The following is a 23914-nucleotide window of genomic DNA, read 5'->3' on the forward strand; positions in this document are numbered from 1 at the left end:
ATGTTTAATAAGTTTATTCAAAGACCAGTACTGTCGATAGTAATATCGCTGATAATTGTCTTTTTAGGGGTTTTGTCGGTATTGAATTTACCAATTACTCAGTTCCCTACAATTTCACCTCCAATGGTGAATGTTACTGCAGATTATCCTGGATCTAATGGTGAATTAATGGTCAAAGCGGTTGTTATTCCTCTGGAAAGAGCTCTAAATGGAGTTCCAGGAATGAAATATATGGCTTCAGATGCCGGAAATGATGGTGAAGCTACGATTAAGGTGGTATTTAATTTAGGTACAGACCCAAATCAGGCGGCGATTAACGTTCAAAACCGTGTAGCTTCAGTTACCAATAAACTACCTCCTTTAGTAATTAGAGAAGGTATTAAAATTACTCGTGAAGTACCAAGTATGTTGATGTACGTGAATCTTTACAGTACAGATAAAAATACCGACATGAAGTTCTTGTACAACTATGCCGATATTAATGTGCTTTCAGAATTAAAAAGGGTAAATGGTATTGGTGCCGGAGATATCTTAGGAACACGTGAATATGCAATGCGTATCTGGTTGAAACCAGATCGTATGTTAGCCTATAAAATTTCTGCAGATGAGATAATGGAAGCATTATCAAGTCAGAGTTTGGAGGCTTCTCCTGGAAAAACGGGAGAAAGTTCAGGTAAACGTTCTCAGGCATTTGAGTACGTATTGAAATATTCCGGGCGTTTTACAACTAAGGAACAATATGAGAACATTGTAGTAAAAGCAAATCCAAATGGAGAGCTTTTAAGATTAAAAGATGTTGCCAAAGTCGAATTTGGAAGTTCGATGTACGATATTTATTCGAACTTGAACGGAAAACCATCTGCTGCTATTGTATTAAAACAATCTTTTGGAAGTAATGCCAATCAAGTTATTGAAGAAGTTAAAGCTAAGCTGGAAAAAATTAAAACAAGATTTCCAAAAGGAATGGATTATGAAATTTCGTATGACGTTTCTAAATTCTTAGATGCCTCTATCGAAAAAGTAATTCATACTTTGGTTGAAGCGTTTATTCTGGTAGGTTTAGTCGTTTTCCTTTTCTTAGGAGACTGGCGTTCAACAGTTATTCCAGCAATTGCGGTACCTGTATCGTTAATTGGAACTTTTGTGTTCATGACATTCTTTGATATTTCATTGAACTTAATCACATTATTTGCTTTAGTATTAGCAATTGGAGTCGTCGTCGATGATGCGATTGTGGTTATTGAGGCCGTTCACGCCAAGATGGAAGAGGAACATCTTTCGGCATTTAAAGCGACTAAAAAAGCAATGCACGAGATTGCAGGAGCAATTATCGCTATTACTTTCCTTATGGCTGCGGTATTTATTCCAGTTGCATTTATGTCTGGTCCTGTTGGAATATTTTACAGACAATTCTCTGTAACTATGGCAACTGCGATTATTCTTTCGGGTATTGTGGCTTTGACATTGACGCCAGCGCTTTGTGCAATGATGTTAAAAAATAATCACGGACAGCCTAAAAAGAAAACACCAGCAAATAGATTTATTGATGCTTTCAACGAAAAATTCAATTTAGCACAAGGCAAATATCAAAAGCTATTAGGTAAAATTGTCAACAGAAGAGTGGTTACTATAGTTGCACTTCTTGTTTTCTGTGCCGGAACATGGATTATAAGCAGCACCGTTCCTTCAGGATTTATTCCTAATGAAGATCAGGGAATGTTTTATGCCGTAATTCAGACACCGCCTGGTTCCTCTTTAGAAAGAACTAATAATATTGCAGAGAGAGTTCAAAAAATTGCCGAAGATATCGACGGCGTAAAATCAGTTTCGTCATTAGCAGGTTATGAGATTTTGTCTGAAGGTACAGGAGCCAATTCAGGAACGTGTTTGGTTAACTTGAAAGACTGGAGTGACAGAAAAGAATCTGTTGTTGAAATTATGCATGACATGGAGGAAAAATGTAAAGATATTGCGGGAGCTAATATCGAATTTTTCCAACCGCCTGCTGTACCAGGATATGGTGCTGCCGGAGGATTTGAGCTTCGTTTGTTAGATAAAACAGGTTCTGTAGATTACAAAAAAATGGAACAGGTAAACAATGATTTTGTTGCTGAATTGAATAAGCAGCCAGAATTATCTAACGTCTTTAGTTTTTACAGTTCTAGTTTTCCTCAATACATGATGAAAGTCGATAATGACTTGGCGCAGCAAAAAGGTGTTTCTATCGAAAACGCCATGAATACCTTGTCAACACTTGTGGGAAGTAACTATGAAATCAGTTTTATCAAATTTGGTATTAACTATAAAGTTATTGTTCAGGCTTCGCCAGAATATCGTGCACAGCCAGATGATATCTTAAAATTGTACGTAAAAAATAATCGTGATGAAATGGTGCCATTTTCTGCTTTTATGAAATTAGAAAAAGTGTATGGACTTTCGGAAATTACACGTCATAATATGTATACCTCAACTCAGATTAGTGGTTCTCCGGCTGCAGGTTATAGTTCTGGTACAGCGATTAAAGTAATTCAAAAAATAGCGGCCGAAAAACTGCCAAGAGGATATGATATTGACTGGGCAGGTATCTCTGCTGATGAGGTTGCTCAAGGAAATCAAGCTATTTGGGTATTCTTAATTTGTTTAGGATTCGTTTATTTAGTTTTAGCAGCCCAATATGAGAGTTTTATTCTGCCGTTATCAGTGATTTTCTCATTGCCTGCAGGTATTTTTGGAGCATTCCTTTTATTAAAACTAACAGGATTAGAGAATAATATTTATGCGCAAGTTGCCATGGTAATGCTTATTGGTTTATTAGGTAAAAATGCTGTATTGATTGTAGAGTTTGCTATACAAAGACACGCAGCAGGTAAATCAGTTTTAGATGCTGCAATGGAAGGTGCAAAAGCAAGGTTCCGCCCAATTTTGATGACCTCATTTGCATTTATTGCGGGATTATTGCCGCTTACATTAGCAACAGGTCCAGGTAGAATTGGTAACAGAACAATTGGTACTGCCGCCGCTGGTGGTATGCTTATAGGAACCATTTGCGGTGTATTTGTAATTCCGGGCTTGTATTTCATTTTTGCCAAAATTGCCGAGAAACACAAATTGGTAAAACATGAAGAAGAAAATCCATTAACAGAAGAAATTGATAACAATCATGTATAAATTCAAATCATATCAATACGGTATTGCATTAAGTATTTGTCTTACGGTTGCAGGGTGTAAAGCCCCTGCGCCTGAGGCAGCAATAACTACAAGCACGCCAGTTCCTGAGTTATTTGGAACAACAGCTTCAACTCAAGATGCAAATAATAATACAGCGGCTTTAGCTTGGAAAGATTACTTTAAAGATCAGAATCTTGTAGATTTAATTGATGTTGCACTAAAGAACAATCAAGAGTTAAATATTACTTTACAGGAAATCGAAATCGCAAAGAATGATATTCGAGTAAAGAAAGGACTTTTATTGCCAACAGTTGGTGTTCGCGCTGGAGCTGGAGTAGAAAAAGTCGGTAGATATACCAGTCAAGGTGCCGGTGATGCTTCGACAGAAATTAAACCAGGAAAAGAAATGCCGGATCCGCTTGGAGATTTTACCATTTCGGCGTATGCCAACTGGGAAGTAGATATTTGGAAAAAACTACGTAATTCTAAAAAAGCAGCTTTAAACAGATATCTAGCTACCGTTGAAGGTAAAAACTTTGTAATTACAAACCTCATCGCTGAAGTTGCCGATTCTTATTATGAATTAATGGCCTTAGACAATCAGTTGGATATTGTAAAACAAACGATCAAATTGCAGACAAATGCTTTAGAAATTGTAAAAATTCAAAAACAGGCGGCAAGAGCAACTGAGTTAGGAGTTAAGAAATTTGAAGCTGAGGTTTTAACTTCACAAAGTATGGAGTTTGATATTTTACAGCAAATAAAAGAATCTGAAAACAAAATCAACTTTTTACTGGGTAGATATCCACAAGAAATTAAAAGAACAAGCAATACTAATTTCTTAAGTTTATTGCCGGGTGCTGTAAGTTCTGGAATTCCATCGCAATTGTTAGCAAATCGTCCAGATGTGAAGCAAGCAGAATTAGAATTAGTTGCCTCAAAATTAGATGTAAAAGTAGCTCGTGCTGAGTTTTATCCTTCTTTGGATATTACTGCGGCAATTGGAGTAAATGCGTTTAAGCCTTCTTATTTGTTTACCATGCCAGAATCGCTTTTATATTCATTGGCAGGTGATCTTGTTGCGCCTTTGATTAATAGAAATGCAATTAAAGCCGAATTTGCGAGTGCAAATGCAAGACAGCTTCAAGCGTTATACAATTATGATAGAACGGTCTTAAATGCTTACTTAGAAGTTTCAAATCAATTGTCTAAAATTCAGAATCTTCAAAAAGGTTACGATCTTAAATCAAAACAAGTAGACGCTTTAAATACTTCAATAGACGTTTCAAACGATTTGTTTAAGTCGGCAAGAGTAGATTATTTCGAAGTTTTGATGACACAGCGTGATGCATTAGAAGCTAAACTAGAATTGGTAGATACTAAAAAAGAACAATTAAATGCTGCAGTTCATGTTTACAGAGACTTGGGCGGCGGATGGAAATAATATTGCCTGTTAATTTGTAGAGAAAAAGCCTTTCGGAAGTGACGTTCTGAAAGGCTTTTTTATTTTAAATAATTTATTTTGTACGAATAATGTCTTCTGTTTACAATTCTCAGGTCTGAAAAAGTGAGCCTAAACCTCGGGAGCTATTATTAGTTTTCGGTTTTTTTTTATGCCTTTTAAATTTCTTCTTATTATTAAATTTAATATTTTTCTTATTTATTTTAAACTATTTAATATATTTACTTTATAAATACGTAATATTTTATTTACTTAAATACCACTTCTCATATTTGATTAAGGTAAATCTACAAAACCTGTAAAATAATCAACACCTATAAATATGAGTTTTTTAGCCAAATTAGAATTAAACAATGAAGTGTTTAATGTTTTAGAATTTGATGTCACTTTCAATCAAAGTGTAGATAATAATGGCAAACCAGCCAACAAAGTAAAAGGCGGTCAAGTTAGAATTGTTGTCGAGAGCACACACACCGATTTATTTTCAGATTTGATGGTTTCACACACCAGCACTAAAGATGGTAAAGTTATTTTTTATCGTCGTGATGCTATGAGCACCATGAAAAATGTAAGTTTTAAAAAAGCCTATTGTATTTCTTTCCAGAAGCGTTTTAGAAGCGAAGGAACCGTTCCTATGACCACAGAAATTTTAATTACATCCAATGAAATAAAAGTTGGGAATACCTTATTTGAAAACAATTGGAAAAATTCTTAAAACACAATCAACATGGCTCTTCAAACAGTAACGACTATAAAAATTGGTGAAACCACCATTACCAATTTCAGTAAATTAAAAATTATTCAAAAAATACACGATCATCACAGCTTTTCGATCGCAGTAAGACAGGATCTGCTGGTAGAAGAATTTAAAAGTGTCATGCCGGCTTCGCAGCGATTATATGGCGAAAAGATAAGCATAGAAATAAAGCCGCTTACTGGTCTGGATGATCTTATGATTGATACAAATCCTAACCATTATATCATGCAGTTTTATGGAGTTGTAACCAATGTAAGAATACAAAAATCCAGAAACAAAGACATGGAAAAAATCATGTTGATAAAAGGAAACAGTACAACGATACTTTTAGATGGCGCAAAAGAGTGTAATTCGTTTACCAATATGTCAATGGCAGATATTGTCAATAAAGTAAAAACAGGTTACGATATAGATATGGAAGTTATTCCTTTATATGAAAACAATCTGGCTTATACTGTGCAGTATAACGAAAGCGATTTTGATTTTCTGAATCGTCTGGCTATGCAAAACGGAGAATGGTTTTACAGTAACGGACGAAAAATAACTTTTGGCGATGCAGGCGGACGATTACAGCCTAAATTAATTTATGGAATTAACCTGCATGATTTTAGTTATGAGATGAAAGTGCTGCCCACACAGTTTAAAACAATAGAAAATGACAACAGAGCTGGAGAATATTACACAGATAATACGCTTGTTTACAGAAAAGAAGCTGAAGGATTTCATCAAAACTTCGTCAACAAATCCAATCAGGTTTTTACCAAAGAGACGGTCTTGCAGCTCAATCAAAATTCGGCAGGAGCAAACGGAAGAAGTTCTGTAGAAAAATATACGAAAAATAAAATGCGATTTGTAATGAGCGGTTTGATGCAGGTAAAAGCATCTAGTGAAGTTCCCGGCATTACAATAGGAAACGATGTGTCGATACAAGGTTTAGACAAACAACTCGAAAGCAGTTACCGAGTGACCAAACTAACGCATATTTGTGATGACGGGGGTGGATATCATAACCATTTTACAGCCGTAAATCTTGCAGGCTCTACATTCTCACCCAAAACAAATCCTGATTTAATTGCAAAGTGCAAAAGCCAGACCGCAGTGGTAACGGCAAACGCAGATCCAGAAGGACTCAGCGGGATAAAAGTACAAATGCCATGGCAGCAAGCAAAAGGCGAAACAACTCCCTATATACCATTAGTGCAATATTATGGAGGCGATGCCAGAGGTTCTCACATTATACCCGAAATAGGCGATACTGTTTTTGTAGATTTTCAAGGTGGCAATGCCGAACTGCCAATTGTAACAGGAACCATGACCAGCAGAAAAGAAAAAAGCGGTTACAGTACGCCTAATAATGATATAAAGGCAGTAATGCATAGTCGAAGCGGAAACAGAATTATTACTGATGATGCTACGGGCGACATAACAATAGAAAGCCAAAAAGGCGAAACAATTGCCGTGATTCATGGCGACGGAAACATTAGGTTTAAAGCTCCAAAAAATATAGAACTTGAAGCAGGGGAAGATATTATTATGAAAGCGGGAAGAGATATAAAAGCAGATGCCAAAGAAAATATTGAGATTGACGCAGGAAGTAATATTTCTCAAGAAGCCCAAAATGATATGTATGTAAGTGCAAACGGGAATATTATGGAAAAATCAGATAATCGAACAGAAATTGCTGAAAAGGACTTTCAACGAACTTCTGATATTTCTAACGAAATCGCAGCTGAAGCCAGTCTTTACAGTCATAAAGAAAATATGACAATACAAAGCGGGAAACAAGTTTTAATTAATAGTACTGAAAACTCTAATCTTTTTTAATTGAAAATTTATGGCGATTACAAAACAAGCAAAGAATATTCAAATAAAAGTTACCGATGCTTATCAATTAATTGTTGGAGGAAAACTTGAAAAAAATGCCAATAAATTAAATTTTGAAGCGACAAAAGGAAATTTAAATTTAGCTAGTGGAAAAAAAATTATAGCTCACGGAGAAGAAAAATAATGATAAAACAACAATCAGTGGTGAGAAAAAATAATATCAAAAAATATAACATTTTATTATGTTTTATCATAATACTAGTAATAACTGTAGTAACAATAACAATGAGTTCATATATAGAAAAAAAATATGAGTGGGCAGCAGATATTTGTGCACCAAGAGAATATCCCGTAGAAGTTTATACAGGAGCGGCAGGAGGCTATTTCTTTAGTCAAATGGGAGGATTTAGTAATTCTGGTTGGGGAGGCTTGGGAAGCATTGATTATATAAAAGCACCTGTGCCGGACAGGCTTGATATGACATGGTTGTCCTATGTAGACAATAAATTCTACAAAGGCGACTGGAAACTCCCTACAGAAAAAATAAAAGAGCTTTTTGATGAAGGATTTCCAGCCAGACCAGGTTTAGAAAATGTAAAGGAGCCTTATGATTATATAAATATTGGTCTCGGACCAAAAGGAATGGTTGTAGTATGGGTAGCGGGGGCTGGTAGTCAGGTGGAAGTAGCACGATTTCAGGCTCATGAAACGGTTGTAGATCCTAAACTTATTATCGAAAGCGAAATGTATATGTTTCGAAAAGGTTATAGTCAACATAGATTGGAAAACAATTTTGTTATATCTGAAGACGTTCGGGAACAAATCAAGCAATACGGTTGTCCGCAATCAGAAGCTTATGAAGCCTATAGGGAAAAATACCTTTGGAAACCAAAAGTAATCTTGCCAGAAGGTTGTAAGATTACTTCAATGTATGTTAAAATGTGTAATGGAGAAAAAGAAGATCCTTATGATAAACCAATAGATATGAAATATAGAGCTATTCCTTATGCTTTTCAAATTTACTGGTCAATTACTAGCGGCAAAAAAGAACGGCGATTTGTTTCTAGAATTGCTTTTACTAACGATAAAGAATATTGGGCAAAATATCTTAAACCTATGGGGCAGGATGAAATTCCTGTAGATTTTGATAAAAACGAGATTCGAATGTTGTATAAAGAGCATCTTGATAAAAATAAATCTGCAGAAATGGTAATAAAAATCGATCCTACAAAACAAGAGGACGATAAATGGGTAGTTGATTTTTATGTAGAACAAGAAGGGAAAAAATATAATTTAAATCAAAATTGTCAAGATTCTGGTAAACTAAATTAAGATGAGTATAGTATTTGGAGATTACACACCACCTAAAAAAGAATTGAAAACTAATGAAGTAATCATTGGTGTTTTTTTTGACGGTACAAACAATAATAAAAATAACACCAAAGCTAAAGAATATTATGATAAAAGGGCAAGAGGCGAAAAATTGACTCCAAAAGAAACGATTTCTGCAGATGCTTATCGAAAAAATGGAAGAGACAAAGAAAGCAGTAGTTATTATAATGCTTGGTCAAATGTGGCAAGGTTGAGTGATGCTTATCCTTTGAATTTAACCACATATATTGACGGTATTGGTACGGAAACCGAAAAAGCTGATTCTGTATTAGGGGCTGGTTTAGGTACGGGATTTGTTTTTAGTGGTACTGGAATATTAGATAAAGTAGAAGAAGGTTGTAAAGAAATAGTCAATAATTTAAAAAGGAATAGTATTTCAGAAGTAGATATTCTTTATTTAGATGTTTTTGGTTTCAGTCGTGGTGCAGCTGCCGCTAGAGTTTTTTTAGATGAAATTAGCCAAAAAGCGTATCCATTATCTGCTAATCGAAAAAATAAAGGAGGTGCTATGGGGTATTATTTGGCACAAAAAGGTATTAAGGTAGATCTGATAAAAGTTCGTTTTCTAGGCCTTTTTGATACGGTATCTTCTTTCTCAACTTTGATTGATGGAAAACCAAATTTTGATAATGATACTACACAATTACCATTAAATAACTTAGGTAAAGCAGAAGCAGTCATGCATTTTACTGCTGCAGATGAACATCGAAATAATTTTTCACTTACTACAACTAACGTTGGAAAAACAAGAGAATTCCCTGGTGTACACTCAGATGTTGGAGGAAGTTATAATGATGGTATCGAAGTAGTAAAAGCGATTGAGAAAAATTTTAAAGAAAAATTAGAGAAACTTTCAGATAAACTAGTAGATAGTGCTTGGTATTTAAAAGACCAATTAGAAATTTCTTTTTTTGGTCCTAAACACGAACTTAAAGGCACTAGAAATTTAAAAAACTCATACAGTTATATTCCGTTACATTTTATGGCAGAAGCTGCAATAGAGCAGAATGTTCCTTTTGATAATACGAAATTGGTTATTGATAAGTATAATATTTCAAGTAATCCATTACTAGTTCGAGTAAAAAAGCGCTTACATAAATATGTTTTTGAAAATGCACAACCTTATACTTTTAAATGGTATGGAAATATTCATGAAAAGTATAAAGGAGTAAAAGATGGAGATAGCAGATTTGAAGCCTATCAACGGGAACTGCAAGAGCAAAAAGATTTAAGAACATTACGAAACCAATATTTACATTGGTCAGCAGATAGTGGTTCTCTTGGTATGGAGCCAACGAAAGATTGGAAGCGTAAAACGTTTTAAAATTAAATTGCTCAATAATATCTGCTCTTAGCGCGAGTATCTCGCTCATGAACGCAAAGTTTATGTAACAGAATTTAATTAATTATGATGTATACAAGCGGGACGCTTGCCCCGCTACCGCACGAATCATTTTGTGTGGCAGCATGCAGTTTGAAGTTTCGTTATGGTCATAAAAAGAGAAAAGCCTTTCGGAAGTAAAATTCTGAAAGGCTTTTTTGTTTTAAACAATTGTAACTCCTGCATTTTTGTATGCTTTCAAAGATTCTTCTTCTGGTGAAACATTGGTTACTAAAACATTAATATCTTTAATTGGACACACAAAATACGATTCTGCAGTTCCTACTTTTTCAATAGAACTCAAGGCGATAACAAAGTTGGAATTCTGAATCATATTTTTTTTCAGCATAGAATCATCGTATAAAATTCCTGTAATACCTCGTTCATGATGAATACTGCAGATTCCTAAAATGAAGACGTCTGCTCTAAAATTCCTAAAGAAATCAATAGTTTCAATACTCGAAGTTGCAAAAGAAGTTTTGCACATTTTTCCTCCAGCAAAAATCAAATCAATGTTGGGTAAATCTTCTATCAAAGCCGCAACAGGAAAACTATTTGTTATAACTGTTAACTTTAAATCATAAGGAAAACTAGCCACTAAAGCCAACGAAGTTGTTCCTCCATCTATAAATACAACCTGTCCGTCTTTTAATAAAGGAAGGGCTTTTTCTGCAATAATTTTTTTATTCTCAAGATCGTGTTTTTCTCTATTTCTAAAGTGAAGCGGAATTGGTGACGGCGCAACTGCACCGCCTCGAACTGCTTTTAATAAACCTTGATCAGAAAGCTCTTTTACGTCTCGTCTAATTGTGTCTTCGGATACATTTAAATACTCGCTAAGTTCCTGTAAAGTAACTCGATGCTCTTTTGATAAGTATTCTAAAATTACTTTTTGACGTTCTTCTTTTTTCATCTCCTGCAAATTTATATTGCAAAAATAAGTTAAAAATTGCAAAGTTTTGCAATTTTTGCATAATTTTACCGCAAAATTAAAACTATGAAAAAGAAAACTATTGCCGTTGACATGGATGGCGTACTTGCCGATATAGAATCACAAATGATTGAACAATTTAATAAAGAATACGGAATGAACCTTTCGAAAGAAGGAATTCAGGGATTAAGTGAAGAAGAAGCTTTTAAAGGAAGAGAGCTTTTACACGGAATTTTAAATAAAGGTAACTTTTTTAGAAGTCTGCCTGTAATGCCGGATGCTGTTGAAAGTTTGCAGAAGCTGCAGGAGAATTTTGAAATTTTTATAGTTTCGGCAGCGACCGAATTCCCAATTTCACTTGCTGAAAAAGTAGCTTGGCTTGGCGAACATTTTCCTTTTATTAAATGGGAAAACATTGTTTTGTGCGGCAGCAAACGAATCATCAATACAGATTATTTGATTGATGATCATAGCAAAAATTTAGATTACTGCATGGGTAAACCTATTATGTTTACGGCATTTCACAATATAAACCAAACGCATCACTTAAGAGTGAACAACTGGAAAGAAGCGGTTGCGGTTTTAAACGAAACATTATAAGCTTAAAAGGTTATAATAGTTGTTTTTTGAAGATAAAAGCCTTTCGGAAGAAATTCTGAAAGGCTTTTTATAAAACTGTTTTTATTTAGGTATCGATATTTTGACTTTAAACCCTTTGTCAGGTTCCGTTTCAAAATTAATAGTTCCTTTAACGGCTAGTATACGGCTTTCTACGTTTTGGAGACCGTTTTTAGAAATCTTTGTTTTTTCGCAGCCTTTACCGTTGTCAGTATAATTTATTAGAATTGATTTTGGATCATTTTCAAATTTTATTACAACCAGACTTGCGTTGCTGTGTTTTTTCATATTCACCATTAATTCCTGTAAAACTCGGCTGATGGCGATCTTTTTTACATCATCAATACTTTCCCAGTTTATATTTTCTAAGTTAGTAGCAATGATATTTGTTGCGCTGGTATTATACATCGAAAGCATTTCTTTTATGCTTTTGGTAAAATTTATTCCAGTATCAATTTTGTTATTTTCTTTAGAAATTCCTCTTACACGTCCGTAAATATCGTCTAATTTTTGAAGCAGGTTTTCTTTGGTGCTTTCGGCAGATAAAGGTTGAGATTCCGCAAAAGCAATCACATGAAATACATCGTTTGCTAATTCATCGTGGATTTTTTTAGCAATTCGAGTTTCAGTGTTATACGAAGTCTTAAATTCTATCGCTTTATTTTTATTTTTATAATAGCGTATTAAGATGGCTATTAATAGGACTAGAAAAATAAAAAGAATTACAAATCCAATTCTCAGATAGTTGGCTTTTTGCAGTGCTAATTGGTTTTCTGCTTTTTCTAAACGAAGTGTTGCATTTTCATCTTTTTCCTTTTTAGCATCGTATTTAATTTTTGCAAACTTGTTTTTAAAGTTATTCCGGACTTTAATAATGCTGTCATTTAATGTAAAATACTTTTGTACATATTTGCTGTTTTGAGTACTGTGATTATTAGAAATTAGAATTTGAAGCGCTTCTAATCTTTCATCGACACTATTTAGTTTTGTCGCGGCGTTATAAGCAGCAAGAGCATTTTCATTTGATTTTTGAGTGTCTTTTTGAGCATAATAATCGGCAAGGTGCAGATAACTTTCAATACTTCCGTAAGTATCCTTGGCTTCATCTCTTATTTGTAGAGCTTGACTCATTAAATGCAATCCTTTTTCATTCATGCCTTTTTTAAAGTAGGCATAACCAAGGTTGTCTATAATTAAGGCTTCTTTAGTAACTAGATCTTTCTCTTTTAATAGTTTTTTTCTTAAAATAGATTCTAGAAGATTGATTGCTTTGTCATATTTTTTTTGATGGGTATAAACAACCGCAATATTATTTAAAGACATTTGCTTTCCAATAGAATTTGTACATTTAATAACTGCTTCTTTATAGTAAAAAATGGCATCACCATAAAGAGAAAGTTCTTTGTCGGCAATACCTAATATGTTATTTATGTCAGCAAAATATTTCGGGTGTTTTTTTAGATAGGGTATTGCCTCGGTTACGGTTTCCTTGCTACCATAATAATCTCCATTGACCTGTTGAATACCTGCTATTTGAATGAGTATATACCCGATATTGGCACTGTCTTTTAAAGTTTCATAAAGTTGCTTGGATTTGTTAAACTCGTAAAAGGAGGTATTGAAGTTTTGTTTTCCGTAATTTTCAATTGCTTTATTTCGTAAGCTAAGAGCCTCTTTTTCTATAGTTTCAACATTAGTATTAAGAGGTTTTTTTTCCTGACAGGAAAAAAGAAAAAGAAGTATAATAAAATAAAAAAACGGGGACCGCAACATATAAGTTTACTTTCCCCGAAAATAGTAATTTATTAGATACTAAAAATATATTTTTATTAAGGTTTTGGTGGTGTTGTCCCTGTTCCTCCATCACCAGGACCATCAGCCTCATCAGGAGGAAGATCTTCACCGGGTCCTGCAGCAAAGCCATCTTTTTTTTCTGTTTTTTTAGTTGGCTGTGTTTCGTACTCATCTGGAGTACAAGAAAATATAGTGAACAATAACGCAAAAGCGATAAATAGTATAAATTTTTTCATTTTGATTTATTTTTAGAAATTAGACATAGGTATGGCCGTCTGGAGTTGATCCAGAATTTTTTAAGGCAATACCATATAGGTTTTGGGAAGTAAAGTGTGGAGAACAGTAAGACGTTGTTTATACTTCCCGAATAAACTTGGTCTTACAGTTTTTCACGCTGTAATTAGAACTAGTTTTTAATATTGTTTTAGTCTGCAGACAAAACTTGAACTAATTTCTTGATGCAAAGTAAAGGCGCTTTGAAGCCTTTACTGGCAAGGGATTCCCAGAATTCCCGCGTATTCCTGAGATTCCCGAGAATTCCCAGAAAAAAAGTATACAAAGTCTAGTTTAAATTATTAAATGGTATTTAAGTTCAAATAAATCTATAATAGTATAGATGCAAAAAGTCCGATAAAAGTTGGTTTCGAACGATTAAAAAATGCAGAAATAATATAGAGTTGAAACAAAAATTAAAAATGAGGATAAGTGTTTACTTGTAGAAGTCAAAAATAATGGCATATAAAAAAATATTTTGGTGAATAATAAAAATGAGGCGTCGAAAGAACATTCCCAAAAGGGAAATCTTTTCTAAATTGTACGTTTATATTTTCTAGAAAAATGAATCAGAAAATATATCCGAGAAAAAAAATTAAGATTGAAAAGGGAGCAATCGCTCAGCTATTTTCTGCAAGTTTGAACTTTGTTCAGAAGAAAGATTAGGCAGCATATTTTCTAAAGGAAATCGAAAAGCATTTTGAAGAGTAAAATGCGTAAAAATATAATTTTTTAAAGGGCAAATAAGGCGTGTAAATGGTTTGTTTTTTGGCATATATGATCTGTTATTTATACTATAAAGATAAGAAAAAATAATCAGTAAACCTAATAAAAACCAGTAAAATAAGTGATTTTTTTTGCTTTTTCAGCGATAAATTTTCTGGATTTTTCCCTTTTAGCAATTTTCTTTTTCAAAGAAGTAAAACTCGTTTTTATAGCGGATCGATTGTCATAAAATTATTTATATTTATAAAATAATAATAGAGATTTTAATTTCTAGTCTCTCTCAATTTAAAAACATCTTTTATGAAAAAAATTCTAATAGTATTAATTGTGTTATGCATGTTTGGTTGTAAAAAATATGTTGTTTCGTTCGAACAACCTACGAATAGTAAACTTGATAATGTAAAGCTGGAAATACTTTTGGATAAAGAGAAAATTCAGGAAATTAACTTAAAAGCGGCAAGCGGAATTCCGGGTTACGAAACAGTAGAACTGCCAATATCAGATGAAGGAAAACATCTGCTTCAGATTAAAGCAAAAGATACAACTTTTAGTTATGATATAAAATATCCCGAAGAACAGTATATTCGAGTAGTATCGCACTTAAAAACAGATGGTAAGCTTCATGTTGGAATCTTAAAAAGACAATATAAATTTTAGATTAAATTGATTTATATGACTTTATTGTTTTTTACGAATATGTCGCTCCTCTGGAGCTTTTTGTGCATGGAAATAAATTGAGCTATAAATATTTCGCTCCGCTGGAGCTTTCAAAACGAATAAAAGAATCTATAATAGCTGGTACTCAAAAAAACGCTGAACGTAATGACATTGAGTTAATGAGAGCTATTTTTTACGCAAAGTTCACAAAGCAAGGATTATTGTAAAGCTTTGCGAACTTTGTGTTTTCTAAAAATGATGAATGTAAAAACTTGCGATCTTTGCGGTTAAACTATTTATGTAGGTTTACGACAAAAAATCTCTAAACCATAAACCTGAGTTTTTAATGGTTCGTTTTTGAGTATTAAAATCCACATGAATTAATCCAAAGCGGGCATTGTAACCTTCAGCCCATTCGAAGTTATCTGTTAAACTCCAGACAAAGTAGCCTTCGACGTTTAAGCCTTCTTCTTTTGCTTTTAAGATTTGTTCTAAATGATCTTGAATATAATGCGTTCGTTTAATATCAAAAATTTTTCCGTTAGTGACCGTATCGGCAAAAGCAGCGCCATTTTCGGTAATAATTATTTTTTTGATGCCTTTGTATTCATTAAACTTTTTTAGAACATGATACAATGCAGGCGGATAAACTTCCCAACCCATTTCGGTTGAAATGACATTTCGTTTATCTGCGCTTACTAATTCGGCGCCAATGTAAGGAATCAATAAAGAGGATTTTACAACTTCGCGCGTGTAACATTGAAGACCAATAAAATCAAAATGAAAATCGAGATTGTTTAAATCATCTTCCAGAATATAATTATTGAGTTTTTTAAGCACGGGAAGATCTTTCTGCGGATAACCAAGTCCTAAAATTGGCTCTATGAAAGTTCTGTTCAGTAAAGTATCTACACGTTTCGCGGCTTCAATATCTTTAGCATTTTGTGTAGCAGGTTCGATATGAGTGCAGGAGAAAGTAGTTCCAATATTTGCGTCAGGAATTGCATTTCGCAATACTTTTGCACCTTTAGCAGTTGCGAGTGTTACGTGATGCATTGCTTTTAGGTAATTGGAAATTCCTTTTTTTCCTGGTGCGTGAATACCTAAAAAATATCCAGCTCCAGTAAACACTGAGGGTTCGTTGATAACCATCCAGTTTTTTACCCGATCTCCAAAATAATGAGCGCAAACAGCCGCATAATCAGAAAACCAAGTAACAGATTCTCGGTTCGTCCAGCCTCCTTTTACTTCTAAAGAATGTGGTAAATCCCAGTGATAAAGCGTAATCCAAGGTTCGATTCCAGATGCAAGCAGCGAATCTATAATTTTATTATAATAATCGATTCCAGCTTGATTTACAGGATGAACACCAGTGGGCATGATTCTGGGCCACGAAATAGAAAACCTAAAATTAGGAATGTTTAACTCGCGAATTAAATCAATATCTGTTTGGTACGAATTATAGAAATCGCAAGCGGTTATGGCATGATGATCGTTTTTTATTTTTCCTTTTTGAGAAGTAAAAACGTCCCAAATAGAAGAACCTTTACCATCAGCATCGTGTGCGCCTTCAATTTGGAAAGCGGCGGTAGAAACACCCCACAAGAAATCTTCACCAAATTGGTTTTTGTTTAGAAATGAGTTTTCAACTTTATTCATTCAATCGGATTTTCCTTTATTTAAAGTCTATTTATTAATGAAGGAAAGAGGACTGCATCGCTCTTAAAAAAAGCCATTCTTTGAATGAAACTAGAAAATTTAGATTAAAGAATTTCATGATATTTAGTTTTAATCAAATTAATAAAATTAATGTGAATTTATTGTAAAGTGATTATTATTAAATGATTAAATTAGATTTAACTCTTTTTTTGCAGTCTGTTTTTTTGTTTTTGAAAACATAACTAAAATGCGATTTATGCAAATCATTCTTATAATCGTGAAACTTTTTGTAAGTATATACTTTTAATTTAGTCACTATAACTTTAAACGAAAAGTCGACATGAAAAATAGAAAAATAATATTCGCATTAGCCTTAAGTTTTGGAATGTTCGCTGTCTCTTGCAGCAGTGATGATAATGAAGGAGAAACAATAATTCCGGTACAAGGAAAATATAACTTAAGCAAAACGGGAAAAATTGTTGGTGGAGAGGAAGTATTAATTGATGCTCCAGAAAATGCAGCAGGATGTACTAGAGATTATTTAGAACTTAGATTAAGTAATACAGCAGTTATAGGTGATTATGAAGGTACTGAATGCAGCTTAACAGAAACTAGCGGAACTTATGTACGATCTCATAATGATTTAACAATTACTATTGGTAATTTAAGTACAACCAGCGACATTATGAACCTTACTAATAAGGAACTAAAATTGAAGGATAAAACTACTGGTGAAATAACGGTTTATACTAGATAACATCATTTATTTTGAATTTGAATAAAAACGGAAATGACTTTTAAGATATTTCCGTTTTTATTTTTATAACGATGCTTTATTTTTTTTTACTAAATAGTCTAGGCAATTTTGTAATAAAATTTTCGTTTTAGCATTTAGATTACACCTCTTCATAATTAAAAAATCCCTTTATTTTCGGTACTTTCAGTACACAATTACTGTGTAAAGTGTTTACATGTGTAAAAAAAATACACACTTCATTTTTGTATCCTAATTTGTAACATCTTAAAATTCAGCTAAAAGCCATTATGGCACGCGGCTTGTAAATTGGGTACATGTCAATCTTTTATAAAAAATAAATTTTAGCGCTTATTTAAGTAAATGCACAAAATCAATATCATTTTAATAAAAGCCAATAAACAGAATTAATACAACAAATAAGACATGGAAAGTGAATCAATTATTTCAAAGCAATTTTATGCTGGCAGCGATATAAGCAAAGACGCACAAATAAGCACTTCAATTTTTAAAAGCAACAATACTAAAACAAAAAAACATATAGAACGTCCTGCAAGTCCTTTTGGATTTATGGTTCTTGTGGGGACTTTTTTATTAATGCTTACTGGAGCTTTTTTCGTATTTCAGTTTCAACCTGATTTTGATCAGCTTCATTTTGAAAGAATAAATTCGACTGGCGGACTTATATTTTTAGGAATCACCGTATTTCTATTTGTCTTTAAAGGCGGTATATTTCTTTATAATTTATTTCTGTACTTGAAATACAAACCAGTAGAATCAGTATCTGATGAGTTATTGCCAACTTGTACGGTAATTGTACCTGCATACAACGAAGGTAAATTGGTTTACGATACTTTGATGAGTTTAGCTAATAGTGATTTTCCTGAGCATAAATTGCAGCTTTTGGCAATTGACGATGGAAGCAAAGATGATACTTGGTATTGGATTCAACAAGCAAAAGTAAAATTAGGTGATCGTGTAGCCATTTTTCAACAGCCTAAAAATCAAGGAAAACGTCATGCACTTTACCGTGGTTTTAATTTAGGAACAGGGGAGATTTTTGTGACTGTCGACAGTGATTCTATCGTTAAAAAAGATACTTTAAGAAATTTAGTAAGTCCGTTTGTTACCAATGAAAAATGTGGTGCAGTTGCCGGGAATGTTCAGGTTTTGAATAATAAAAAAGCAATCTTGCCTAAAATGCTGAATGTGAGTTTTGTAATGAGTTTTGAGTTTATGCGTTCTGCCGAAAGTATGCTGGGTTCTGTTCTTTGCACACCGGGAGCTTTGGCTGCATATCGCAGTACGGCAGTTTTTGAATGTCTGCCAGAATGGATTGAGCAAACTTTTATGGGACAACCGTCGGATATTGGCGAAGACCGTGCTATGACAAACATGATTTTAAAACAAGGAAAGCATGTATTGTTTCAACGAAATGCTATTGTCCTTACAAATGTTCCAGAAGATTATACCGGTTTATATAAAATGTTCATAAGATGGGGCAGAAGTAATGTTCGTGAAAATATTATGATGTTGAAATATGTTTTTAAAGATTTTAGAAAAGAATCTAAATTTGGAGCCAGATTATTATGTACCGATCAATCATTGCGAATCATTATGACTTATCCGTTTTTGATCTTTATGTTTTATTTTATAGCAACGCATCCTTTATTGTTTATCAGCGCAACGCTTTTAGGAATATTGATTGTGTCTAGCTTTTCAATGTTATTCTATGCAAAAAGATATTCTTTGGCAGAATCATTTTGGGCTTATTCATACAGCGTTTTTTATACCTTCGGATTATTTTGGATCGCTCCATATTCAATAATTACCGCTCGTAAAAAAGGATGGCTTACCAGAGGTTAGTATTTTCCACAAACTACTATTTATATTTAATTCTGAAAACTCCTGTCTACCACTAAACAGGAGTTTTTTTTAGGTCTTGTCTTTTTTTCCAAATATAAACTGTAAAAGCATTTGTAAAAGCTAAGATCCACAAAACAGGACTTGTAAAAAAGCTTTCGTAACTCCTGCCGTTTGGAATTTCAACGTATGGTACTGTTATAAAAACATCTAGAATTAATGCTGTGACAGACATTATAATTCCTAATTGTAAACCACTCATTTTATATTCTTTCCGATAATAAAACTTTGCAGCTCCAATGGCAAAAAAGACAATAAAAACTATGGTAAGTATCGACTGCCATAAAAAAGACTGTTCTAGAAAATAAACTTTTTCTAATACATAAAAGGAAAGACTTACTGCGATCCAAACTAAAATTCCCGAAAAAATGGCTCTAAAAAAACGCATGAGTTTAGTCTTTTGGATTCCAGATTTCTGTCTTGGCAGTTTCTTTTGCATAAGTGCTGAAGTCTTTTGCTTTTCGGCCAAGTACATTTTCAATATCTTGAGTGATATTAGAATTTCTTCCGTCTAACACTTGCTCAAAGAGATAATTTACGAGCCAAATATGATCTTCAGGAACCTGATATTCTCGTAACATCTGCGTATATTCTTCCAGCGATAAACTTTGAAAGGTTATATTTCTGCCGCTGGCTTCCGCAATTTCATTTACAGCCTGTTTAAAAGTCAGTAATCTTGGACCAGTTAGTTCATAAGTTTTTCCGTTATGGCTGTCATCCAAAAGCGCAGTTGTTACTACATCGGCAATATCATCGGCATCTGTAAAAGGTTCGAGTGCTTCGGCTCTTGGTAAAGCAACAATTCCATAAAGAATTGGATCTAAGAAAAAGCTTTCGCTAAAATTTTGATTAAACCAGCTTGCACGGATAATCGTCCAATATTGGGCATTTTTCTTTACAATTTCTTCGCAAACCTGAGCTTCTTTTTCGCCTCTTCCAGAAAGTAAAACTATTTTTTGTACACCGTTTTTTGTGGCAAGTTTGGTAAAATTTTCGATCGCTTCTGCGGCAAAGGGTACAGCCAAATCGGGTTGAAAAGTAATATAAATGGTGTGAATATCTTTTACGACATTTTCCCATGTTTGTGAGTTTTCCCAATCAAATGGAATTTTTTCGTTTCGCGATCCTAAACGAATTTCGACTTCAGGATTATTTTCTAATCTTGCGGCAACTCTGCGTCCTGTTTTTCCGTTGGAACCTAGAACTAAAATTTTCTTTTTCATATCAATATCTTTTTAAATGAATACTGATACAAAGCTGCTTAGATTAAGAACAAATCATTTGTTGTAAAAGAATTATGATTTGTTTGAAAAGAATTGGTGTTTTACATCATTTGGGCGCATTCCGAATTTTTTCTGAAAGGCATTCGAAAACGAACTTAAACTTTCATAACCTACTTCCCATGCTGATTCTTGAACAGTTTTTTCGCTTTCTCGGAGTAATTCATACGCTTTATTTAATCGCTCTTCCTGAACATATTTAAAAACTGGAATTCCAAAAAGCTCTTTAAAATTCTTTTTCAATTTATTACTATTGAGTCCCACCATTTGTGACAATTGAGTAATTGACGGCGGTGTTGAATAATGGGTGGTGACTATTTCTTTAGCCTGAAAAAGTTTGTTTTTATCCACTTCAGACAATTCCGATTTTTTCTCAGAAGCTAAAAGCGCATAGAAATGAGCTAAAAGTTCATTTACCTGGCTTTTTAGAAACAACAAACGTGTATTTCCAGTATACGAAGTATTAAATATTTTTTGTACTGCCAATTGCATTTCGAGCGTCATATAAAACGATGGGCCTTTTACAAAATGTTCTTTAGGGTTTAATAACTGTGGTAAATGATTTTCGAAAATTTCTTTTTCTGCCTGCGGAAGGGAATTTAAATTTTTGAGTTTAGTAAAAATACTAATAGACTGCAGCGGTTTATTAGGTTCTATTTTATGAGAGAATTCTACTTTTTGATTTCCAAAAAAGCAAATTGCCAAACCTGTTGTGTTTACCAAATATTTTGTCTGATTATTGTGTTTAATTTCCAACTCGACATTGCCAGATCCATAAAAGGCAAAACCTATAGCATCGCCGTCAATTTCGCATTTTTGAATTATTGTTTTTGTGGTATTCGAGTGCTCGATTAAAACAATACAATCGTGTAATTCTAAAATATCTGTTGTCATAGCGGGAAGATACAGTTTTGAAAAAGTAGGATAAGGTACTATTTATTTTTTAATCCTGTATTTTGTACTTTCTTGCTTTGTAAACAAAATAGAAATGACAACAAATTTGTTTTTATAGTTTTAAAGAAATTAGCTGCATGAAAATTAGATTTAACATTTTTATTTTAAGGGTAAATCTGTTAATGTTTTGCTAAAATTTTTAATAAATTCTTTTTTTTATTTCAAAAGGATTGACAAATTTATATTTTGAGGCATGCATTTTTAAGTTATTTTAGAAGAGATGTAAAATTGGTTTAAATCAAAAATAAATGTTAAAAACATAACAAAAGTTCTTGGTTCATAACAAATTAAAAATATTCAAATATTTTATTATGTTTGCTGAAACTTACCTATTCAAACTAATAAACAATTGTCAAAACCAGACCTAAATCAAGATGTCATTTTAATAGACCGCTTACGTAATGGGGATGAAACTGCGTTGACTGAACTGTACAATAAATTTTGGCAGTCTTTGTTTATGTCTTCTTATAATGTGTTAAAGGATAGAGAATTGTGCGAGGATATTATTCAAGATATATTTATGAATATCTGGCACAATCGTGAGAAACTTGAAATTCATATTTCGTTAAAAGGATATATGTATGCCTGTGCCCGATATCAGGTTTTTAATCATATAAGAAGGAATAAAGACAAAATTCATGTCGAACTTTTTGATGATTTAGAAAAGCGTTTTCAATATACCACGCCAGAAACCCAATTGATGCATGACGAATTGGTATATCACATTAATTCTATAGTTGAGAATCTTCCTGAAAAATGCCAATTGGTTTATAAATTAAGCAGAGAAGAACAGCTAAGTCATAAAGAAATTGCTGAGCGCCTCAATATTTCTACAAAAACTGTCGAAAATCATATAACAAAAGCACTTCATACCATTCGTTTGTCAATGGGCAGTACTCTGAGTGTTGCAATGATTTTGTGGCTTTCTAAAAATCTTTAGGAGAAAGCTGAAATGATTACCAATTATAAGTTTAAACCGTTGAATTTTCTTATTTACAACGAGACTTTTCTTAAAAAGATAAAAAAAATAAAAAAAAATACGATTTGGACTAGGGGGTAAATATCTTTTTAGATACTTACTTAATATACTCCCGCATTAATAGTAAAAAAAATGAAAAAAGAAGAATTCTTAACGTTATTAAACAGATATCTTTCTGGTGATACTAATCGGGAGGAGAATAAACAATTACTGCGTTTTTACGAAAGTTTCCAGACTTCAAAAGAATGGGATGATTCTTTGGGTTCTAAAGATGAATTGGAGCACAAAATGAGAATGCGTCTTCAAGAAGCAATTCAGTCGAACGAAACAAAAACAATTCCGCTTAAACCATTTTATACTACAACCCGATTTAAGTTTATTGCCATGGCAGCGTCATTGTTATTGCTGATTTCCATTTCGATAATTGTCAATAAAACCAATCCGCTTAAAATTGAAACTCCTGTTGTAGCTCACAAAGAAATTTTGATAGGAAGTGATAAAGCAACTTTGACGTTAGAAGACGGTTCAGTAATTACATTAGAAAAAGGTAAAGCTTACAATAAAGGAAATGCTTCAAGTAACGGAGAAAAACTGGTTTACAATTCAAAAGAAAATAGACCTGTAGGAATTAAAAATAACTTTTTAACGATTCCGAGAGGAGGACAGTTTTTTGTACAGCTGGCAGACAGCACAAAAGTTTGGTTAAACTCAGAATCACAATTAAGATATCCGGTTGCTTTTGTTGATGGAGAAACCAGACAAGTAGAACTGGTTTATGGAGAAGCCTATTTTGAAGTCTCACCAAGTACAAAACACAAAGGTTCCAAATTTAAAGTAAAAACCCAAATGCAAAATGTTGAGGTTATTGGTACCGAGTTTAATATTAAAGCCTACAAAGACGAAACCGCAATTTATACCACATTAGTAAAAGGTATGGTTGCCGTAAGCAATTCAAACAATAAAGAAATTTTAACGCCAAACGAGCAATCAACAATTAGTAACAACAACGATCATATTGCTATTGCTCAGGTCGATGTGTATAATGAAATTTCCTGGAGAAAAGGCTTGTTTGTTTTTAAAGGAATGCCGCTTAAGGAGATTGCAAAAGTACTGTCGCGATGGTACGATGTAGATATTGTATTTGCAGATCCTGCACTTGGAAATGTGAAATTTAACGGTGTTTTGAATAAAAATCAAAAACTAGAAGACATATTAACGACGATTAAGAATATTAATTTTATTAATGCCTATGAGAAAAAAGACGATAAGATTATTATCAAGTAAAAAGAAAAGGGATTAAAGTTCAGACCTCTCACCGTACAGCACTTTATCCCTTTCTATGTATCAATCCATTGATCAGTTTTAATAACCAACCAACCAAT

The 23914-nt window shown here is 33.2% G+C and carries 20 protein-coding genes; 13 read left to right on the top strand and 7 right to left on the bottom strand.

Features of this window, described 5'->3' with window-relative positions:
• The 7 genes from B0A75_RS04180 to B0A75_RS04205 all read left to right on the top strand — a co-directional run bounded on the left by B0A75_RS04180 (position 1) and on the right by B0A75_RS04205 (position 9927).
• Positions 1-3168 (top strand): efflux RND transporter permease subunit, encoded by a 3168-nt coding sequence (locus tag B0A75_RS04180; protein WP_089053026.1) that lies wholly within the window; start codon positions 1-3, stop codon positions 3166-3168.
• Positions 3161-4612, top strand: coding sequence for a TolC family protein (locus B0A75_RS04185; protein ID WP_089053027.1), 1452 nt, complete (start codon positions 3161-3163; stop codon positions 4610-4612). The genes B0A75_RS04180 and B0A75_RS04185 overlap by 8 nt, the downstream gene beginning before the upstream one ends.
• Positions 4613-4952: 340 nt before the next feature.
• Entirely contained in the window at positions 4953-5345 is a 393-nt protein-coding gene (tssD, locus tag B0A75_RS04190; RefSeq protein ID WP_089053028.1) for a type VI secretion system tube protein TssD, read from the top strand.
• Between the two features lie 12 nt (positions 5346-5357).
• Positions 5358-7211, top strand: coding sequence for a phage baseplate assembly protein V (locus B0A75_RS04195; RefSeq protein ID WP_089053029.1), 1854 nt, complete (start codon positions 5358-5360; stop codon positions 7209-7211).
• A gap of 10 nt (positions 7212-7221) precedes the next feature.
• A complete protein-coding gene (locus tag B0A75_RS20460) occupies positions 7222-7395 on the top strand; it encodes a hypothetical protein (protein ID WP_165765084.1) in 174 nt (57 codons plus the stop codon).
• A 101-nt stretch (positions 7396-7496) separates the two neighbouring features.
• Positions 7497-8543 (top strand): DUF2931 family protein, encoded by a 1047-nt coding sequence (locus B0A75_RS04200; protein WP_165765085.1) that lies wholly within the window; start codon positions 7497-7499, stop codon positions 8541-8543.
• Position 8544: 1 nt separating this feature from the next.
• Complete coding sequence (locus B0A75_RS04205; RefSeq protein WP_089053031.1) at positions 8545-9927, top strand: T6SS phospholipase effector Tle1-like catalytic domain-containing protein; 1383 nt, start codon at positions 8545-8547, stop codon at positions 9925-9927.
• 220 nt (positions 9928-10147) lie between these two features.
• On the opposite strand, the gene B0A75_RS04210 is transcribed toward B0A75_RS04205, so the two are convergent.
• Positions 10148-10897 carry a DeoR/GlpR family DNA-binding transcription regulator gene (locus B0A75_RS04210; protein WP_089053032.1) on the bottom strand — a complete coding sequence of 250 codons (750 nt, stop codon included), beginning with the start codon at positions 10895-10897 and terminating at the stop codon, positions 10148-10150.
• 84 nt (positions 10898-10981) lie between these two features.
• Between B0A75_RS04210 and B0A75_RS04215 the strand changes: the two genes are divergently transcribed.
• Positions 10982-11515, top strand: a complete 534-nt coding sequence (locus tag B0A75_RS04215) for a 5' nucleotidase, NT5C type (protein ID WP_089053033.1) — start codon at positions 10982-10984, stop codon at positions 11513-11515.
• A gap of 81 nt (positions 11516-11596) precedes the next feature.
• On the opposite strand, the gene B0A75_RS04220 is transcribed toward B0A75_RS04215, so the two are convergent.
• Entirely contained in the window at positions 11597-13306 is a 1710-nt protein-coding gene (locus B0A75_RS04220) for a tetratricopeptide repeat-containing sensor histidine kinase (protein ID WP_089053034.1), read from the bottom strand.
• Positions 13307-13362: 56 nt separating this feature from the next.
• Complete coding sequence (locus tag B0A75_RS04225) at positions 13363-13563, bottom strand: hypothetical protein (protein ID WP_089053035.1); 201 nt, start codon at positions 13561-13563, stop codon at positions 13363-13365.
• 1063 nt (positions 13564-14626) lie between these two features.
• Between B0A75_RS04225 and B0A75_RS04235 the strand changes: the two genes are divergently transcribed.
• The gene (locus B0A75_RS04235; protein ID WP_123872312.1) at positions 14627-14983 is read left to right on the top strand and encodes a hypothetical protein; all 357 of its coding nucleotides are present in this window, start codon (positions 14627-14629) and stop codon (positions 14981-14983) included.
• Between the two features lie 306 nt (positions 14984-15289).
• Here the strand turns inward: B0A75_RS04235 and B0A75_RS04240 are convergent, their stop codons facing one another.
• Positions 15290-16642, bottom strand: coding sequence for a GH1 family beta-glucosidase (locus B0A75_RS04240; RefSeq protein ID WP_089053038.1), 1353 nt, complete (start codon positions 16640-16642; stop codon positions 15290-15292).
• A 340-nt stretch (positions 16643-16982) separates the two neighbouring features.
• Between B0A75_RS04240 and B0A75_RS04245 the strand changes: the two genes are divergently transcribed.
• Positions 16983-17399: a lipocalin family protein gene (locus B0A75_RS04245; protein ID WP_089053039.1), complete on the top strand. Its 417-nt coding sequence runs from the start codon at positions 16983-16985 to the stop codon at positions 17397-17399.
• Positions 17400-17822: 423 nt separating this feature from the next.
• Positions 17823-19262, top strand: a complete 1440-nt coding sequence (locus B0A75_RS04250; protein WP_089053040.1) for a glycosyltransferase — start codon at positions 17823-17825, stop codon at positions 19260-19262.
• Between the two features lie 52 nt (positions 19263-19314).
• Here the strand turns inward: B0A75_RS04250 and B0A75_RS04255 are convergent, their stop codons facing one another.
• The 3 genes from B0A75_RS04255 to B0A75_RS04265 form a co-directional block, all read right to left on the bottom strand.
• A complete protein-coding gene (locus tag B0A75_RS04255) occupies positions 19315-19707 on the bottom strand; it encodes a DUF5367 family protein (RefSeq protein WP_089053041.1) in 393 nt (130 codons plus the stop codon).
• Between the two features lie 4 nt (positions 19708-19711).
• The gene (locus B0A75_RS04260) at positions 19712-20542 is read right to left on the bottom strand and encodes a Rossmann-fold NAD(P)-binding domain-containing protein (RefSeq protein ID WP_089053042.1); all 831 of its coding nucleotides are present in this window, start codon (positions 20540-20542) and stop codon (positions 19712-19714) included.
• Between the two features lie 72 nt (positions 20543-20614).
• Entirely contained in the window at positions 20615-21493 is an 879-nt protein-coding gene (locus B0A75_RS04265) for a helix-turn-helix domain-containing protein (RefSeq protein ID WP_089053043.1), read from the bottom strand.
• Between the two features lie 409 nt (positions 21494-21902).
• Between B0A75_RS04265 and B0A75_RS04270 the strand changes: the two genes are divergently transcribed.
• Positions 21903-22493 carry an RNA polymerase sigma-70 factor gene (locus B0A75_RS04270; protein ID WP_165765086.1) on the top strand — a complete coding sequence of 197 codons (591 nt, stop codon included), beginning with the start codon at positions 21903-21905 and terminating at the stop codon, positions 22491-22493.
• Between the two features lie 171 nt (positions 22494-22664).
• Entirely contained in the window at positions 22665-23816 is a 1152-nt protein-coding gene (locus B0A75_RS04275; RefSeq protein ID WP_089053045.1) for a FecR family protein, read from the top strand.
• Positions 23817-23914: the final 98 nt, after the last annotated feature.

This window comes from Flavobacterium oncorhynchi, assembly GCF_002217355.1.
GTDB classification, from domain to species: domain Bacteria; phylum Bacteroidota; class Bacteroidia; order Flavobacteriales; family Flavobacteriaceae; genus Flavobacterium; species Flavobacterium oncorhynchi.